At 60.8% G+C, this 17227-nt stretch carries 14 protein-coding genes and 2 pseudogenes; 7 read left to right on the top strand and 9 right to left on the bottom strand.

Features of this window, described 5'->3' with window-relative positions:
- A partial coding sequence (locus AC1D1G_RS28510) for an MFS transporter (protein WP_477954652.1) occupies positions 1 to 991 on the top strand: 991 nt, incomplete at its 5' end.
- Positions 992 to 1017: 26 nt separating this feature from the next.
- Positions 1018 to 2547 carry a M81 family metallopeptidase gene (locus AC1D1G_RS28505; protein WP_477954650.1) on the top strand — a complete coding sequence of 510 codons (1530 nt, stop codon included), beginning with the start codon at positions 1018 to 1020 and terminating at the stop codon, positions 2545 to 2547.
- Here AC1D1G_RS28505 and AC1D1G_RS28500 read toward each other — a convergent pair.
- Positions 2509 to 2758: pseudogene (locus tag AC1D1G_RS28500) on the bottom strand (transposase); the annotation flags it as partial. The gene AC1D1G_RS28505 and the pseudogene AC1D1G_RS28500 overlap by 39 nt on opposite strands.
- 226 nt (positions 2759 to 2984) lie before the next feature.
- Between AC1D1G_RS28500 and AC1D1G_RS28495 the strand changes: the two are divergent.
- Both AC1D1G_RS28495 and AC1D1G_RS28490 read left to right on the top strand, forming a co-directional pair.
- Positions 2985 to 3278: a transposase gene (locus AC1D1G_RS28495; protein ID WP_477954649.1), complete on the top strand. Its 294-nt coding sequence runs from the start codon at positions 2985 to 2987 to the stop codon at positions 3276 to 3278.
- Positions 3265 to 3612: pseudogene (locus tag AC1D1G_RS28490) on the top strand (transposase); the annotation flags it as partial. The gene AC1D1G_RS28495 and the pseudogene AC1D1G_RS28490, both read left to right, overlap by 14 nt.
- Before the next feature lie 221 nt (positions 3613 to 3833).
- On the opposite strand, the gene AC1D1G_RS28485 reads toward AC1D1G_RS28490, so the two are convergent.
- Both AC1D1G_RS28485 and AC1D1G_RS28480 read right to left on the bottom strand, forming a co-directional pair.
- A complete protein-coding gene (locus tag AC1D1G_RS28485; protein ID WP_477954648.1) occupies positions 3834 to 7112 on the bottom strand; it encodes a protein kinase domain-containing protein in 3279 nt (1092 codons plus the stop codon).
- Between the two features lie 609 nt (positions 7113 to 7721).
- A complete protein-coding gene (locus AC1D1G_RS28480) occupies positions 7722 to 9224 on the bottom strand; it encodes a long-chain-fatty-acid--CoA ligase (RefSeq protein ID WP_133988327.1) in 1503 nt (500 codons plus the stop codon).
- A gap of 570 nt (positions 9225 to 9794) precedes the next feature.
- Between AC1D1G_RS28480 and AC1D1G_RS28475 the strand changes: the two genes are divergently transcribed.
- Positions 9795 to 10469 carry a TetR/AcrR family transcriptional regulator gene (locus tag AC1D1G_RS28475; protein WP_133988328.1) on the top strand — a complete coding sequence of 225 codons (675 nt, stop codon included), beginning with the start codon at positions 9795 to 9797 and terminating at the stop codon, positions 10467 to 10469.
- 145 nt (positions 10470 to 10614) lie between these two features.
- Here the strand turns inward: AC1D1G_RS28475 and AC1D1G_RS28470 are convergent, their stop codons facing one another.
- The 4 genes from AC1D1G_RS28470 to AC1D1G_RS28455 all read right to left on the bottom strand — a co-directional run bounded on the left by AC1D1G_RS28470 (position 10615) and on the right by AC1D1G_RS28455 (position 14246).
- Complete coding sequence (locus AC1D1G_RS28470; RefSeq protein ID WP_133988329.1) at positions 10615 to 11484, bottom strand: mycofactocin-coupled SDR family oxidoreductase; 870 nt, start codon at positions 11482 to 11484, stop codon at positions 10615 to 10617.
- A gap of 177 nt (positions 11485 to 11661) precedes the next feature.
- The gene (locus AC1D1G_RS28465; RefSeq protein WP_241031889.1) at positions 11662 to 12132 is read right to left on the bottom strand and encodes a VOC family protein; all 471 of its coding nucleotides are present in this window, start codon (positions 12130 to 12132) and stop codon (positions 11662 to 11664) included.
- On the bottom strand, positions 12129 to 13634 hold the full coding sequence (locus AC1D1G_RS28460) for a CoA-acylating methylmalonate-semialdehyde dehydrogenase (protein WP_133988473.1): 1506 nt from the start codon (positions 13632 to 13634) through the stop codon (positions 12129 to 12131). The genes AC1D1G_RS28465 and AC1D1G_RS28460 overlap by 4 nt, the downstream gene beginning before the upstream one ends.
- A 48-nt stretch (positions 13635 to 13682) precedes the next feature.
- On the bottom strand, positions 13683 to 14246 hold the full coding sequence (locus AC1D1G_RS28455; RefSeq protein ID WP_133988475.1) for a cupin domain-containing protein: 564 nt from the start codon (positions 14244 to 14246) through the stop codon (positions 13683 to 13685).
- Positions 14247 to 14592: 346 nt separating this feature from the next.
- On the opposite strand from AC1D1G_RS28455, the gene AC1D1G_RS28450 reads away from it, so the two are divergent.
- A complete protein-coding gene (locus AC1D1G_RS28450) occupies positions 14593 to 15531 on the top strand; it encodes an alpha/beta hydrolase (RefSeq protein ID WP_206017092.1) in 939 nt (312 codons plus the stop codon).
- Between the two features lie 229 nt (positions 15532 to 15760).
- Here AC1D1G_RS28450 and AC1D1G_RS28445 read toward each other — a convergent pair whose 3' ends face one another.
- Positions 15761 to 16222 carry a DUF3237 domain-containing protein gene (locus AC1D1G_RS28445; protein ID WP_133988331.1) on the bottom strand — a complete coding sequence of 154 codons (462 nt, stop codon included), beginning with the start codon at positions 16220 to 16222 and terminating at the stop codon, positions 15761 to 15763.
- Positions 16219 to 16701, bottom strand: a complete 483-nt coding sequence (locus AC1D1G_RS28440) for a nuclear transport factor 2 family protein (RefSeq protein WP_206017091.1) — start codon at positions 16699 to 16701, stop codon at positions 16219 to 16221. The genes AC1D1G_RS28445 and AC1D1G_RS28440 overlap by 4 nt, the downstream gene beginning before the upstream one ends.
- Before the next feature lie 326 nt (positions 16702 to 17027).
- On the opposite strand from AC1D1G_RS28440, the gene AC1D1G_RS28435 reads away from it, so the two are divergent.
- Positions 17028 to 17227 (top strand): transposase (locus tag AC1D1G_RS28435; protein ID WP_477954645.1); only part of this gene is annotated, 200 nt, incomplete at its 3' end.

Here is a 17227-nt window from a genome sequence, read left to right as displayed (position 1 = left end):
GGCCGGTTTCGCGCCTGGCATCATCTTCTACCTGACCTTATGGTTTCCGCGGGCTCGGATGGCTGGAGCGATGGCTCTGCTAATGATCCCTGGACCGCTGGGATCAATGATCGGCGGGCCGATCTCGTCCTGGACAATCACCAGGTTCGACGGAACGCTCGGTCTCGCAGGGTGGCAATGGATGTTTCTCGCCGAGGGTCTGCCATGTGTCCTGCTCGGGTTCGTCGTGTGGAAAACGTTGGTAGACCGGCCGAACCTGGCGAGTTGGCTCACCGACGCCGAGAAGGCAGTAATCCAGCAGGAGGTGTCGGATACGGAGGACGCTGCGTCCACCCATAACTTTCGACAAGTCTTGCGGGATCCCCGCATTTACGCGCTGGCCATCGGGTACTTTTGCCTGATCGGCGGCCTGTACACCGTCGCATTCTGGTTGCCGACGATTCTCAAAGAAAACGGAGTCGCAAGCACGACGCAAATCGGGCACTTGTCCGCAGCCCCCTATCTCGTCGCGCTGCTCGTTATGTTTCCACTCGCCCGCCACTCGGACAAGCGGGGCGAACGACGCCTGCACAGCTCCGTGCCAGCCCTTGCCGCTGCGGCCGCGCTTCTTATCTCAGCGCTGACGGCGAACAATTTCCTCGTCTCGTTCGTTGCGATCATCGTGGCCACAGCGTGCCTACAGGGTGCTTATATCGTATTCTGGGCCATCCCAGCCGGCTACCTCAGCGGAACAGCCGCCGCGGGCGGTATTGCCTTCATCAACAGCATCGGCTTACTCGGCGGATTCTTCAGCCCGACACTGATCGGCTACATCAAGGATTCGACTGGAAGCGCGTCCCCCGGGTTAGTGGTCATGGCAGGGGTGGTGCTCGTCGGCGGGTTGCTGATCTTCGCGAACCGCCTTCCCCGCAAATCGCCGTTCGCGGTAGATGACCCGAGCCCCCGACCCTTGGCTCGCGACTCTGCTCCCCTTGCCAACAGAAACCCTTAGAACCGAACCATGAGGAGGAATTTACTGTGCGCATACTAGTGGCAGGCTTCCAACACGAAACGAACACATTCGCAGTGGGACCGCCCGCGAGTTACGACAGCTTCGTCAACGGCGAGGGATTTCCCGCTCTGCGACGGGGAGACTCTGTGCACGAACTCGAGGAGGTCAACATCCCGATGGGAGGGTTCCTCAAGGAGGTCAAGAGCAAAGGTATTACGATCGTGCCGGTCATCTGGGCAGGGGCGAGCCCGTCTGCTCCAGTGACACGCGATACATATGAAAGGATCTGCGGTGAGATAACATCCGCGGCTGCCGTCGCCGCCCCCGATGCCATCTACCTCGACCTCCACGGAGCGATGGTCGCGGAGCACCATGACGATGGTGAAGGCGAACTTCTAACTCGATTGCGGGCGATCGTCGGGGAGAGAGTGCCCATCGTCGCAAGTCTGGACCTGCACGCCAATGTCACGGCTCGAATGGTCGAGAACGCCGACGCTCTCGTTGCCTACCGCACGTATCCCCACACCGACATGGCCGAAACGGGGGCGCGAGCCGCGGGTTTGCTGCTCAGGCTCACTGCTGGGGAAACCCTCCATTGCGTGATTCGACGCATCCCATTTCTGATCCCGATCAATGCGGGATGCACATTCACAGACCCGGCAGGACTCGTTTACGAAAAACTCGGAGCTCTTGGGGGCGATACCTCGTGCATGTCCTTTGCCGCCGGATTCCCGAGCAGCGACTTTCCTGAGTGCGGGCCCACAGTGTGGGGATATGGAAGTGACCGGGCGGACCTTGAGCGCKCCGTCGAGCTCCTCTACAACGAAGTTGTCGGACGCGAGTCCGAATGGATGGTATCGCTACAGGGTCCGTCGGCCGCCGTGGGCGATGCCATCAGGATTGCGGGCGCATCCACCCGCCCCGTAATCATTGCGGACACCCAGGATAATCCGGGAGCTGGTGGTAACGCCAATACGATGGGCATTATCCGGGCTCTTCTCGACGCCGATGCGGAGCGCGCAATAGTCGGTGCGATTTGTGACCCCGACGTCGCTTCAGCCGCGCACGCAGCGGGACCGGGGCAACCGATCACGGTCGCTCTCGGCGGCCAATCGAGTATCCCTGGCGATGAACCCCTCAAAGAGACGTTCGTAGTGGAGCGAGTCTCAGATGGTCGGTGCCGCTTCGGCGGCCCGATGATGCGTGGCAATGAGATCGACCAGGGCCCATCCGCCTGCCTTCGAATTGGCGGCGTCAGAATCGTCGTCACAACCTGGAAGTCACAGTTATTCGACCGCAACCAATTCCGGATGGTCGGCTTAGAACCCGAAGATAGCGAAATCGTGGTCGTCAAGAGTTCGGTGCATTTCCGAGCGGACTTCCAACCGATCGCTCATTCCATTCTCGTTGCGAAGGCCCCCGGCCCTGTCGCTGCCGATCCATCGGACCTTCCATGGCAGAGGTTGGCGTCCGGGATCAGAATCGGACCACTCGGYGTGCCTTTTGGTGGGCAGAATCTAGCGAACGTCACAACAGTCGGGCTTGTCGTGGGATGAGGGTATTTCAGTAAGGAGCGAAACCGGAGTTGCCCACTCCAGGGTCTTGCGGGGTCGAGTATTCAACTGGGAGGCAACCTCGACCAGACCGCTCTGACGTATGGATGCTGAGGTCGCTGGCTATGCTGAGGTCGCTGGCTTTGGGAAAGTACTGACGCAGAGGCCCGTTGAGGTTCTCATTGCTGCCGCGCTGCCACGGCGAGTGGACGTCATCGTGCGACCGAACCGTCATCGTGTCCCGGTCCGGCGGTTGATTCCGACACGGCGGCACGCCTCAGAGTTACTCACCCCTAGCCGGATCAGCCGAGCGAACTGGTAGGCGTCCCGGTGGAGTAGTGGGGTTTGGGACTGAGCGGCGCGGCTCCGACGTAGAGAGGGCCATCGGCGGGATCTTCGGTGTGTACCGCCAAGCACGCATCGAAGAAAGAGGTCCACCGATGGCCCTGTCCCAGTCTGCCCTGTCCGAGCTACTCGACGCATTCCGTGCCGGAGAAGGCGTGGATCTGATCCGTGAATCGGTCCGGATGGTCATGCAAGAACTGATCGAAACCGAAGCCACCGAACAGATCGGCGCGGGCCGCTATGAACGCACCGAGGCCCGCACCACCGAACGCAACGGGGTCAGGCCCCGGTTGGTGGCCACCCAGGCCGGCGACGTCCCATTGCGGATCCCGAAACTTCGCCCAGCCCGATCCCGCCACCGCCGCCCCCACGGGGGACGAGGTTCGTGATCAGTTGGTCGGCCGGTTCCCCAAGATCGGTCCGCTGATGGACCAGGCGAAGGCAGAGGTTTTGGCGTTCAGCACATTTCCGCGGGCGCATTGGTCGAAAATCTGGTCGACCAATCCGTTGGAGCGGGTAAACAAGGAGAGCAAGCGCAGAGCCCGCGTCGTGGGCATATTCCCGAACGAGGCGGCCGTGATCCGACTCGTCGGTGCGGTCCCGGCCGACATGCACGGCGAGTGGCACTCCAGCGAGCGCCGCTACCTCTCCGAGGGGTCGATGGCGTTGCTGGGCCCCAGCGGCGATACTGAAGCCATCGCCGCGATCACCCGTGGCGAGTAGGCACCGAGGATTCAACCTCAAAGCCCACCACCCCACGGGGCGCTATCGCGAACTGTTCCCGCTTCTCCGTCAGAGCAATGCCGGGGTGTCCTCCGTCGCGCTGTGTCGAGTCCTGCCTCGCAACCTCCGAGTAGTGTCGCTGTTGCTTCTGGAACGCTAATCGACCAACGTCAACGAATTTCCGGGCGCCTGTAGAGACTGAGCGTCCGTACCACATTGTGTCAGGGCATGATTCGCCGTGATTCCACCACCCATGCGGCGATCTGGGCACGCGAGGTGAAGCCCAACTTGGCAAGAAGGTGTTCGATGTGTCCCTGCGCGGTACGCACAGATATCGTCAAGCGGGACGCTATCTCTCTATTGGTCAACCCCTCGGCGACCAACTCGGCGACCTCACGCTCGCGCTTGGTCGGACCGGCCTGTCCAGTGGTCGGTGTGTTTGACGCCGGACTTTGCTCACCGAGTGCGTAGGCGACCGCGGACTCCACTCCCAGCTTGTTCCCTTTTCTCTGAGCCGCGGCAAATGTCTTTTCGCTCAGCGCCCTCCGTGTATCCCGTTCGCTTCTCTCGCGGTACGGGACCAACCCAGATACGAAGATCGGGGAACTCCCCATGGCATTGCTGAGGTTTTCTGCAGCCGAGGTCAACACCACGGCTCGTTCGAAAGCACCTTCCTCGGCAGCGATCCACGCGAGTGCTTGTAGGCACATGCTGATGACGAGCCGCTCATTGACTTTCCGAGCAGCGCGGAGCGCCTGTTGGAGTAGCTCGTTCGCCCGTTCGGTATTGGCGTGTCGCCACACCACCACGGCCAGGGCCCACAGCAAATACGACCGATGCACTGCTTCACCATGCTCTTCGGTGACCGCGAGTGCACTCTCGTAACATTCGATGGCGCGCTCAGTGTGATTGAGCAACTCGTACGCGAACCCGAGACCCTGCAACAAGAGGATGTGGAGAGCAAGCGCGCTCGGCACGGCGGCGTAGGTTGGTCGTGCGGCTTCGAAATGAACTTGTGCAGAGTCGACGTCGCCGCCGTAAAAGGCACGGTAACCTTCGGCAAGGTCGATGTGCGCCCGCAGCAGAGGATCGGCCGATCGATCGGTAAGTGTCCGTCCTTCTTGGATCAGGGTGATCGATGCCTGCAGGTCGCCCTGCACTCCGGCCATCACGCTGGCCCAGAGTATTGCCTTGGCGCGGTCAACGCCTACGGTGCGGGGCGACTGCGCCAGGAGCCCATCGATCCAGCGCCGTCCTTCGGTCAATAAACCGCGCGATAACCAGAGAGGGAACAGCGCTGCGGCCATGCCAAGCCCGGACTCGGGATCTTCGGAGAGGCAAAACTCTTGTGCCTGTCGGAAGTTCGGCAGTTCGGCGACCAATCGGGTCAGCCACTCGAGTTGCCGCGGACCGACCCAGTCAGCCTCGGCGTCCGAGGACAGCTGCACGTACCAGTTTCTGTATCGGGTGCGCAGCTCGGAGTAGTCGGTGTCGGCGCGGATCTTCTCCCGGCCGTAGTCGCGCACGGTCTCGAGCATCCGGAACCGAGCGACCGGAGCCGACTGTTCTCGAATGAGAATCGACTTGTCGACGAGAGAGGTGACGGTGTCCAGGAAATCGTCAACGGTCGGGTCCTGCCCGAAGATCTGCTCGGCCGCATTGAGTTCGAAGCTACCGGCGAACATGGACAGGCGAGCCCACATCAGTTGTTCCAGGGGTGTGCACAGGTCATGGCTCCAGTCGATGCACATCCGCAGGGTCTGTTGCCGTGACGGGGCGTCTCTGCGTCCGCGGGTCAGGAACCGGTAGCGGTCGGTGAGTCGCTCGAGAATCTCCTCTGGGGAGATCGCCCGAAGTCGTGCGGCGGCCAGCTCGATCGCCAACGGCAGGCCGTCGAGGTGCTGGCATATCCGGGCGATGGTCACCTTGTTGTCGTCGGTGACCTCGAAGCCGGGCAGGACCGCGGCGCCCCGCTCGGCGAACAGTGCCATTGCGTCGTTGCCGGGCAGCCGTCTCGGCAGATGGTCGGCGTCGGGTACCGCAAGCGGGGCTATCGGTAGCGCTACCTCGCCGCTGATGCCGATCGGCTCGCGGCTGGTCAGGAGCATCCGCAGGCCCGGGCTGGTGCGGAGCAGCGCTTCGGAGAGTTTCGCGACCGCGTCGAGCACCTGCTCGCAGTTGTCCAGAACGAGCAGCACTTCGCGCGGGGCGATGAATTCCGCGAGGACCTCGGGAAGTGGCCTCGCGGTTCTGTCGCGTAAACCCAGCGCATCCGCCACCACGTTGACGAGAAGCGAGTCATCGCGCAGCTCGCCCAGATCGATCAGGAACACACCATCAGCGAAACGCGTCTGGGTTCGACCGGCGACTCGCAGCGCCAGTCGGGTCTTGCCCACTCCTCCCATCCCGGTCAAGGTCACCATGCGGGCCGTCGAGAGTAAGTTTGTGACCTTCGCCGTCTCCTCGCGACGGTCGATAAAGCTGGTCAACTCCAGCGGCAGCGCCCCGGTGCGGACTGAATGAGCAGCTGGTGACTCACTATCGTGCGGTGGGTGCGCCGGTGGTGGGTGACTGGAGTCGCCCGCGTGAGTTTTCTCGTAGCCGGCGCGCGCGGCCATGTCGTCGACAGGATAGCGATGCTGGCGTTGCAGGTGCGTCAGTTGTCTGCCCAGTTCCCCGACGGATGGCCGACTGGCAGGATCGTTTGCCATCGTCGCCTCGATCACAGTGCTGACATCGTTCGCGATGCCGTGCTCTCGCGGGTTCGGCGTCGGCTCGGTCGTGATCCGGACGAACTGGGCGACCAGTTGCTCACCACTCCGGCGTTCGAAGGCAGCGTGGCCGGTGGCGGCGGCGAACAAGGTCGCGCCCAGACCGTACACATCGGCGGCCGGACTCGGTGCGCCACCGGCAATGACCTCGGGTGCCGTGAAGGCCGGCGATCCGGTCACAACTCCAGCGGTGGTTTCGAACCCGCCCGAGATGTGCGCGATCCCGAAGTCTGTCAACGCGGGATCCCCGTAATCGGTGAGCAAAATGTTAGCCGGCTTGACGTCACGATGGAGGATACCGAGGTCGTGGGCGGCTTGTAGGGCACCGGCGATCTTGACGCCGACGCGCAGCACCTCCTCCAGTCTCAACGGACCCCGCCTGCGGATGCGGGCATCGAGAGAGTCATGGGCATAGAAGGGCATGACAATGTACGGCCGGTCGTGCTCGGTGACTCCGACCTGCAGGACGTTGACGACATTGGGATGGCCGGTCAGCCGGCCCGCGGCACGCTGCTCACGCAGAAATCGCGCACGGCTGTCCTCGTCGAGATCCCCGGTCAGCACCTTCACCGCCACAGTGCGATCGAGCGCAGTCTGCCGACAGCGGTAGACGACCCCGAAACCCCCGCGCCCGATCTCCGCGGCGTCGGCGAACCCGGCCGCCGCCAAGTCCGCGACGACCGACCCGGCCACATCCGGACGGGTAGCGAAGGGATCAAACTCATTCATGAAGGGCCTCGGATTGCCGAACCGTGTCGATTGTGTGCCCGCTCGAAGTTACTCGTCCCAACGTCGAGCCGCGCAGAGTTAACCGACGCCGCACCTCGATGTCGTGAGGACTACTCGTCGAGTCGGTGTTTGGTCTCCGGGTCGAAGCGCAGCGCGATGGGATCGCCCAACGGGAACCGCCCTGACCTCGACTCCGTCTTTTCTCGCTCTTCTCGTCCGCCGGTGCGCACGAGTGTGCCCCGGCGTCGGGGGGGGTGACGCCGGGGCACTGGGGTGTTCTAGGAACAAAATCTGGGGGGATGCTCACCAGAACGTATCCGAGTCTACGGATCGCCACCGACAGGAAATCGGGCGGCCGGGATTTTTCAGTCAGTCAAACTTGAGTGGAGTAAACCACCGGTCGGCCTGTGGTTGCGCACCGGAGCAGGGCGGGATCCGCACCGTCTCCCCGCTTGAGGCTGGTGGTAGGACGTTATTTCAACGTGCAGTTTGCGCAGACCAAGCGCGTCTCAGGCATGGACCGGCCACAGATGAGCAGTGAGACCTTCCCCCAAGTGAAGGGCGAGCGTCCTAACGGGCAAACTCACCGCCCGTTCGGATCTGTGAAGGTCAGCCCACGGCGGGCGGCTCAACTTGCCTGCGAAGAATTTTGCCGGTCGGTCCTTTCGGGAGGCTGGGGACAAACCAAATCTGCCGGGGGTACTTGTACTCGGCGAGCCTGGCGCGAACAAACTCGATTATCTCAGACGGCTCGACGTGCGCTCCGCGTTTGAGCGATACGGCAGCTCCGATTTGCTCCCCGAGATGGGTGTGTTTGATACCTACAACAGCTGCCTCGGCAACAGCTGGATGCTCGTACAGAACCTCTTCCACTTCGCGTGGGTACACGTTGTAACCACCCCGAATGATGATGTCCTTTTTCCGGTCAACGATGCTGTAGTAGCCATCGCTATCTCGTGTGGCGATGTCTCCTGTGCGGAACCAGCCGTCGCTTATGGCCTCCGCGGTGGCCGCCGGACGAGCCCAGTATCCCTTCATCACGTTCTCGCCGCGAATTTGGATTTCTCCGGCCTCATCACATCCGACAATTTCGTTGTCGCCGTCGTCGACTAGTCGCAGCGTGCATCCGCGCACGGGAATCCCGATCGTGCCGGCTTTGCGTGGGTGTCCGGGCTGGTTGAAACAAGCGATGGGTGCGGTTTCAGAAAGTCCGTACCCCTCGTAAATCTCGCATTCGAATGTTTGTTCGAATGCCTTGAGAACCTCGACAGGCATCGGCGCCCCCCCTACGATGCAGCAGCGAAGATGGGATAGCTCGACGGAGTCGGCGTCGGGAGAGTTGAGCATCGCGGAGTACATGGTGGGGACCCCTTCGAGAACTGTAACCTCATCTCGAACCAGAACACGCAGGGCTGATTCCGCGTCAAACTTGGGGATCAGAGTCAGGAGCGCTCCTGACTTCACCGCGGCATTCAGCCCACAGGTTAGGCCGAACACGTGGAACAGTGGCAGGCACCCCAAGATGACATCACTGGACCCGGTCTGAATCAGAGTCTCAGCAGTCGTCGAAGCATTGGTCGACATATTCTCGTGGGTGAGTTCCGCTCCCTTAGGACTCCCCGTCGTCCCAGAGGTATAGAGAAGAACTGCGGTGTCGTCACGGCTACGCTCCACAGGTTCATCGATCGGATTCCCAGTCAGATCAGCGTCGCTCGGACCACGGTCGTCGACCAACAGCGCGGGAATCTTCTTCGCTAGTGCGGCTTTCGCAACCAGATCCCCGCGAGACCGCGAGCCATAGATGAGAGCCATCCCAGAATCGTCCAAGTAATATGTGATCTCACGCTCCTTGAGCATGGGGTTGATCGGAACTGCGACGGCGCCTGCCATCAGAATCCCGTAGAAGATGACCGGAAACGCAGGGACGTTCGGCAGTACGATGCCGACCCGATCGCCGGATCGAATACCTCGCGAATGCAGGTCGCCCGCCACTGCCGCAGCGGCACGATGGAACTCTGCATAATCCAAGGTGGTTTCATCAAGCCGGATCGCGGGTCGATCGCCCAGTAGCCGAGCAGTCTCGACAAGATTGTTCGCAAGATTTGATGACATCGAAACGACTTCTCCTGGGTTGGCGTGGCGTCAGGAGGGCTACGGATGCGCCAGCGCTTCGGGAAGTGAAAGAGCGTCGCGCAAGTGAGCGTACCGACCTGAATTACGAGTTACTACGCGAGCGGGTCTCGCCAGCGTGCCGATGAACGTTGCCCGTCGTGGTTCACATACGTACAATAGACGATGTGTCGAGTATAATCAACGTACAGTCGAGGCACTTCGCCAGTTGCTTGCCTACGCAATGAGGACGAGGGCTGACTTGACGCTGCGCCGTTGATGGTTGACGCTCGCGCGAGCCGAGGACTTTGCACGGAAAGCACATGGATTGTCGAGTCGTGAAATGGGCGCCGAGTCACCAATTCCGCCCCAGTCTTTGACTATCAACATGACCATTAAATCGGTATCTGTATTCCAACTTGGTCAAGACCGAACTGGGAATTTGCCCCCGATAGTTCTACCGAACTGCCGTGCAATCCGAGAGACCATCTCGGGCGATGCAGCATGGCAAATCGTGGACGGACACCGCACCCCCGGCTACATATGCAGGTTGAACTAGCCTACTCTGTAGGCATGGCGACTTCGTTCTCAAACGGTCTCAACGGATCCGAACCCCGGACTGGTAGGCGCAATCTCAAGGGCGACAGGCGCGAGCAAGCAATCCTCGAGGGCGCATATGAGATTCTGCGCACCGAGCCGTTACGGAACGTTTCGATTGATGACCTTGCCAAGCGAGCGGGTTTGTCGCGTTCATCCTTCTATTTTTATTTCGAATCTAAATGGCAGGTTCTTTCGGCGCTTCTATCGAGTGTGACGGCCGATGTGTTCACTGCATCAGCAATGATCTTCGAGCGACCTCCCGGGATTTCTCCGGAGGCTGCCATCGAGCATGCAGTATCGGAGGTCATGGTCGTGTGGGAGCGGCATGGACACGTCCTGCGCGAGGTCGGTGATGCAGCGGCGGCCGAACCCACTTTGGGGGCCCAGTGGGACAAAATACTGGGTCGTTTTGTCGATGCGGCGGCCGCTGCGATCGAGCGCGACAGAGTTGCGGGTGTGGCTCTTGATGGACCACCGGCTCGTTCACTGGCGGCAGCGCTCATTTGGATGGGCGAACGGAACCTGGGACTTATGAGCATGCGAAGCGAGAATGCAATTCGCACCGAAGACATGGTGGAGACGGTCACCACAGTGTGGCTTAGAACGGTATTCGGTTTGGAATGGAGAGGCCGCTCGAAGAGCGATTAGTTCGGGTCGTTCAGAGCAATCGCAGCGAACTGGTTAAAAAAAAACCGGTTCGCTGCGATCGATTTGTTCTATTCAGCTTTGTCGCGCATGGAAAATGCGGACTTCAGGAAGTGGGTTCTCTTCCAGTCGAAGATAGGTCGAGTTGTTACTGTGGTTGATCGGCGGCCATCTTTGCCATGTTCAGTCCCGGCATCAGCATATGGCCACCGTCAACGTGCATCTCGAGTCCGGTTGTCCAACGAGACTCGTCGGACGCAAGCCACAGCACCGCTTCGCTCATGGCAAGTGGTGGCAGCAACCCGACATCGCGAAGGGCAGACCAGTACTTCGCGCCTTCGAGGTCTTCTTTCACGCCCTGACCGGGGCCTTTACCTGCACAGAGATCATATCCACCCTGCCAGTCGAGGGCTGGAGTATCAGTCGGCCCCGGGAGCAAGATATTGACTCGAATTCCGTACTGACCAAACTCGAGCGCAGCGCTTTTCGCCAGCCCTATTACGCCGTGCTTCGACGCGACATAGTGGGCGTAATGGGGTGACCCTTCCACGCCGTTGCCGGAAGAGGTCACGATGATCGAGCCGCCGCCCCGTTCCGTGATCGCCGGCGACACTGCCTTCAAGGTGCGCCACACCCCGGTGATATTGACGTCTAGAACAGCGGTGAATTCGTCTTCAGGGATGTCGTGGAACGGGTGTACGGTCCAGATCCCGGCGTTGGCGACCGCAACGTCCAGACCACCGAATGCCTTTACGCCGTCAGCAACCAGTTTGTCGAGCGACGACTGCTTCCGGACATCTCCCTCGTGTGCAATGATTCGTCGTCCCAGTGCTTCGACCTCTTTGACGGTGATCTGGAGGTCATCAGATGATCCGGTCGGATACGGGAGTCCGGTGTCCGGCGGACAGTCGATGGCGAGGATATTGGCGCCCTCCTCAGCGAGCCGGATTGCGTGTGCCCGTCCCATTCCACGTGCCGCACCTGTTACCAGGGCGACCTTTCCGTCCATGCGTCCCATTGGTCTCTCCTCTTGTGAGTGTGCATCGGATTGGTTGTGCCTCCCGGTGATCGGCGTACCGGGTACCGGGTGACCACTTGTGTTCGTTGACTTGCCTAATGGCGGTGCAGTTCTGGCCCCGGTTTCTCCCCCACATTCACAAATGGTGGAGGCCGTCGGGAGGCAACGTTCGCAGCGCTACGGTGTGCTTTCCGTCGGGGTGATGAGCTGTAGCAGTATGTCGATTCCAGGTGGCTCGGTCCATACATGCTCTGAGTCGGCGATGATGAAAGGAGCTCCGATCGGGTCCGGTCGTCCGGGCCCGCGGATCGTGCATCCAGCGAGATCGAGTTCGCTCGTGTTTCCGTCGAACCGCAACGCGATGTGGTCGAGCTTTGCCGAGGCTCCGCCCAGCGCGAGATCGAGAACGTCCGGATCGTCGATGGTGTAGAGCTCGACATTGGCCGACGCTATCGCGAGAAACGTCGCGCGGATGGCGAGAGAGGGTGCCTGGAAAGTGTGCGCGATGCTGACGTTGAATCTGCTCTGCCAATGTGTGGTGGCCAACTCGAGATCGCGGACGAGTATCCCCACATGATCCAGCCGCGGGGTGCTGTCTTTTCGAGCATCGTCGGAAGGCGAGGATGAGGAGAGATCGATCATCGTCATTGGTGCCTCGCGGCGACGAAATGAGGGGACACGCCCGTTCGGGGTTCAGTCCAACGTTGGGTGACGACCTTGGACTTGGTGTAGAAGCGATATGCATCGTAGTTGAGCCCGTCATCGCCGAACCGCGAGTCGCCCCAACCTCCGAATCCGAACCAAGAGATCGGAACTGGAATGGGAACGTTGATCCCGACGCTTCCGGCCTGGACGCTGTGAACGAATCGGCGACCGGCCACTCCACTTGCGGTGAAGATGGTCGCACCATTGCCATATGGGCTGGCGTTCACGATGCGCAGTGCTTCGTCGAGATCATCGACGCGGACCACACTCAGGATCGGTCCGAACACCTCGTTCTGATAGAGATCGCTGTCGACGCTTACGTTGTCGACCAAGCTGGGGCCGATAAAATAGCCGGCGTCGGACGCTATGGTGACACGGCCGTCTACAACGACTTTTGCGCCTTGGCTAGGTGCCGCCTCCAACGCACCTCTGACTCGTTCGATGGCGACCTCTGAGATGAGTGGCCCCATGTCGGTGCCTTCGGCGTTCCCCGGTCCGGTACGGAAGGCGGTGGCCCGCTCCGCGGTCTTGGCAACTAGCTCGTCCGCGATTTCCCCGACCGCTACCGCGATGGGCACGGCCATGCATCGCTGACCGGCGGCGCCGTATGCGGCCGACGCCAGTGCGTCCGCTGCTGCGTCCAGGTCGGCGTCAGGCATGACGACCATATGGTTGTTCGCTCCACCCAGTGCCTGCACCTTCTTGCCGGCAGCGGCGGAACGGCTGTAGATCTCACGCGCAACCGGGGTGGAGCCCACAAAGGAAATGGCAGCGACGTCCGGGTGGTCGATCAGCGCGTTCACCGTGTCAACGCCACCGTGCACGACGTTGAAGACACCGTCGGGTAGCTCGGCTTCGGCGAGCAGTTGCGCCAGCCGCACCGAGGCGGATGGCACTCTCTCGCTTGGTTTGAGCACGAACGAGTTACCGCAGGCGATCGCGGCCGCGAACATTGACACCGGCACCATGATGGGGAAGTTGAATGGGGTGATACCAGCACACACTCCGAGTGGCTGGCGGAACGAGTATGTGTCAACTCCCCTGGAGACCTGTTCTGCGTACTCACCTTTGAGGTGCTGCACGACGGAGATCGCAACTTCGACAGCTTCCACAGAACGGGCGACCTCCCCTCTCGCGTCTGCGAGAGTTTTCCCCTGCTCCGAGGTGATGATCGATGCAAGCTCGTCACTGTGCTCGAGCATCAGGGCGCGGAAGCGGTGGAGAGTGGTCGCGCGGACGGGGGCCGGGGTCGAAGCCCAGGCCCCCGCAGCGCTTCGGGCGCTGGTTACAGCCGTGTCGACGACAGCAGCGTCGCCCAGCTCAACAAGCCTCAGTACGTGACCCGTGGCTGGATCGACAACCTCCGACCTCCGCCCGTTCGTCGAGCTGGAGGAGGTGCCAGCGATCCAGTGCGGCACCGTTGCAAGATGGACATCGTTTGTAATCACAGAAACTCCATAGTCACGAAGAGGCGAGTTGATGTTGTGGGCCGCTTAAGCTTTGGCGTCCCGGGGGTGCGGCAACTCGGGGAACATCTCCAAGCCATAGTTCGTCTTGAGATTCTCCACCTCTGCGGCTAGCTGCTCCGGAGTGCGCAATTCGCGATCGCGCGCTTCGTAGAAGTACTTGTCGATGCCGCCGCCGGGCTCGAATCCGCTGCTGTCGGGGCCCGGAACGAAGATCACGAGGATCCTCGCCTCTTCTCCGACTACCTCGTAGGTATGCCGCTGATCCTTGCGCCCCCAGACGAATTGACCCGCGCCAGCATTGTAGGACCCGGCTTCGGTGTGGATCTTGATTTCACCGTCCATCACGAAGAAGCCTTCCTCTTCGCGGTGATGGATGTGCCAGACCGGCTCGGTTCCGCGAACCCAGTTGGTCTCGATGATGATCAGCTGGCCATTGGTGCTTTCACCGGTCGCATGAATCCAGAAATCTACACCGGTCATGAAGTCGCCGGTCATGTTGAAATGCACATCGCTGCGGTGGGAGACGTAGCTCTCCCCGTCTCGGTTTGTCGTCGGCTGAATCTGGTCGACATCGGACTTCGTGACCATGAGGGCCCCTTTTTCGTTGCTTGCCGTGGTGATGAGTGACGTCACGGCTCGGACATTTTTGAGACTAGACTCACAGTCGATAATAGTCAACACTCTGTCGGATTTCAACAAATCTGCAGTTCAAAGGGATAATCCGGGTGCAGGCCGACGCGCGGCCAGGCCACTGGTCCGCGCATAATCGACACAACGTTGACGAGGACCAACACTAAGTGCAAAGTTGGAACACCGACGTGCGACCCGACTAGTCGACGGTCGTACGCCCCTGACAGCAGCAATGGAGGAGACGACTGGTGAGTCCGCTACGAAAGCGCATAGGTGCCGCGACGAAGATCCGTGCAGGCCATTCATGAGCGATCTGCACCCTCAGGTACTCGAGTTGCTGGCGTCCCTGTCAACGAATCCACCGGCGCAGCCGTGGGAAGTGTCCATCACCGCGTACAGGGCGGTCGGCGAGAAATTGATCGGGTTGGCAGGTGATCTCAATCCACATTGCGACGTGAGGGACTTAGAGATTCCCCTTCGCGGGAGGGTCCTCAATGCCCGGAGTTACTCTCCCAAAGGCACAACCGGGGCAGCGCCGTGTGTCGTGTACTTCCACGGTGGCGGTTTCGTCAGGGGCAGCCTGGACTCTCATGACCGACTGTGTCGCGAGTTGAGCGTCCAGGGCGCTCTCCGCGTGATCTCGGTGGCGTACCGCCTTGCGCCCGAAAATACCTATCCGAGCGCTCACGCCGATGCGATCGAGTCGTTTTGCTGGGTGGCCGATCGTTCTGATGAACTGAGAATTGACGGCGAAGCACTGGCGGTTGCTGGAGACTCCTCTGGGGGGATGCTCGCAGCGGCGACCGCAGCGACTCTCAACGCACGTACAGACGGTGCGTCGGTCAAGGCGCAGGGACTTCTGTGCCCGGTGCTAGATCTGACCTTGAGTAGTGACTCTGTAAACAGATACGGATCGGCGCCTCTTCTTTCGCGTGCCGCACTCGAATGGTGTATCGATCAATACGTGCCCAACGTGTGGCTTCGAAAGTCACCGGAAGTCTCGCCGTTGTTCAGTATGAATCTGAACAACGCCCCGCCTGCGCTCATCATCAACGCAGAGATCGATCCAGTGTCAGATGATGCCAGTCGATACGCGTCTGAACTGCAAGCTTCGGGCGTCGCAGTCATCCAACACGAGTATGCGGGCATGCCGCATAGCTTCTTTCTACTCGCCGGCGTGGTGGACGAGGGAGAGCGTGCTATCACTGGCTTCGCGGAAGGGTTGTCTAGATTGCTGCGCTAGGTGATCTGGGTCGAGCAACTCGCTACGTCGTCATCACTCATCACATCGGCCCGGTTTCGCCATCACATCGGCCCGGTTTCGCTCAGAGCTGCGTGGCTTCATTTTGGCGGTCGATGCCACGCTTTCCAACTTCCCAACTTCACACGAAAGCGGGCTTCGCACGAAAGCGGCGGGCCGGACATCACAATTTCATGCGATGTGCGGCCCGCCGACTGTATTCCCGTTCCTCCTACTGCAGGGCTACGCGGAAGACCTGAAACTCGATGACGGGTCCTGGTGTAATTCGCCCTTGTCCCACGAAGATGGTCTGATTGACCCAGCCGTACCTATCGTCCCCGCACTCGAGGCGCGGAGTAGTGACAAAGTAGTGGTCGCCAAAGTTCGTGCTCGATTCCCCGCCGGTCAATGCGGCTGCGGCAGCTTCGGTCACCTCGACCAGGCCCTGGTAGCTCATGTAGATGACGGCACCGTCGTCGGTATGGAACTGAGCGCGCACATCCAGGCGCCCGAATCCGTCATCTCCAGCCAGAAGCCAGTCACCGCCGCCGATGGCTGCTGTACCGCTCAGTCGATCACCCTTTACAGTGCCGCCGGTAACGGGGAGGACCTGCCGCATTCCGTATGGTCCAGGACCGACGACCTGCGGCGCAGCGAGTTCTGCGGTGTACGAAAATTCCGGGATGAGCTTCACTTGCTTACCTCCAGGCCTGCGGCTGCCATCACCTGGGACATACCCTCGGCAATGACTTCGACGCCGAAGGCTTGTTCGACGATATTTGGATCGAAGTACTCGCGAATCAAGACCACCTTGCCGCCTCTGATTCGCATGTGCGTGCAATAGGTGTTCGCGTACACGTGTCCGTTCTGCGTTACGGTCGCCTCGCCGTGTAGCTCGAGCACGAACAGCTCGGGATCAGTCGTGTCGTGCACAACCAACGAGTCGATCTTCAGGTCGGGCACGGACTTGAAGAACCAGTCGATGAAGTGGCCGATGAGTTGGCGGCCGGGGACGGTTTTCGCAAGCGGCTCAGGGGCGAACGGCATCTCCCAAACAGCATCTTCGGCGAACCAGTCTTTCCAAGCCTCCAGCGCTTTCCCGGTCGGCGGCCCGCTGTCGAGGTCGCCCCAAAAACCATCCACTACCTTGCGATTTTCTGCTTGTGTACTCACAGTCGCCTCCTTGGTGGGCTCTGGCGACGACTGATGCGCCAGCCGCCGTAGCCTCAAAGAATGCCCGTCCTGTCGGTTATAGTCAACAGTGTGTCGACAAGATTCTGCGACAGGCGCACCTAGCCTTCGCCGCATTTGTGGACGGTGTGTTGATTATCGACGACTGTGAGTCTAATCTCAGGGTGGTCGGCCCAAGAATCGACTGGACAGGGTGCCCGCGAAGCCGCATTCCGGCGGGCTCGAGAGGCATTCCGCTTTGGGCATTTATGCGCCACTTAGAGCGTGTCTCATGTGGATGAAGTGACCTGTGGGACATAATGTGACGCGTGGTAGATGAGTTGTCACTGAGGTTGGTTCCGGATGCGTTGTGGGAGATAGTCGAACCGTTGATTCCTCCTTTTGTCGCCCGGCCGCAGGGAGGTGGCAGTGCGCCGGCCGATGACCGGGCGGTGTTCACCGCGATCGTGTACGTGCTCACCAGCGGATGTGCGTGGCGGCACCTGCCGCCCTCGTTCGGGGTAACCGT

This window comes from Rhodococcus sp. P3_B8 (assembly GCF_056402775.1).
The sequence above is the reverse complement of the archived record's forward strand: the minus strand, read 5'-3'. Positions and strand labels throughout refer to the sequence as shown.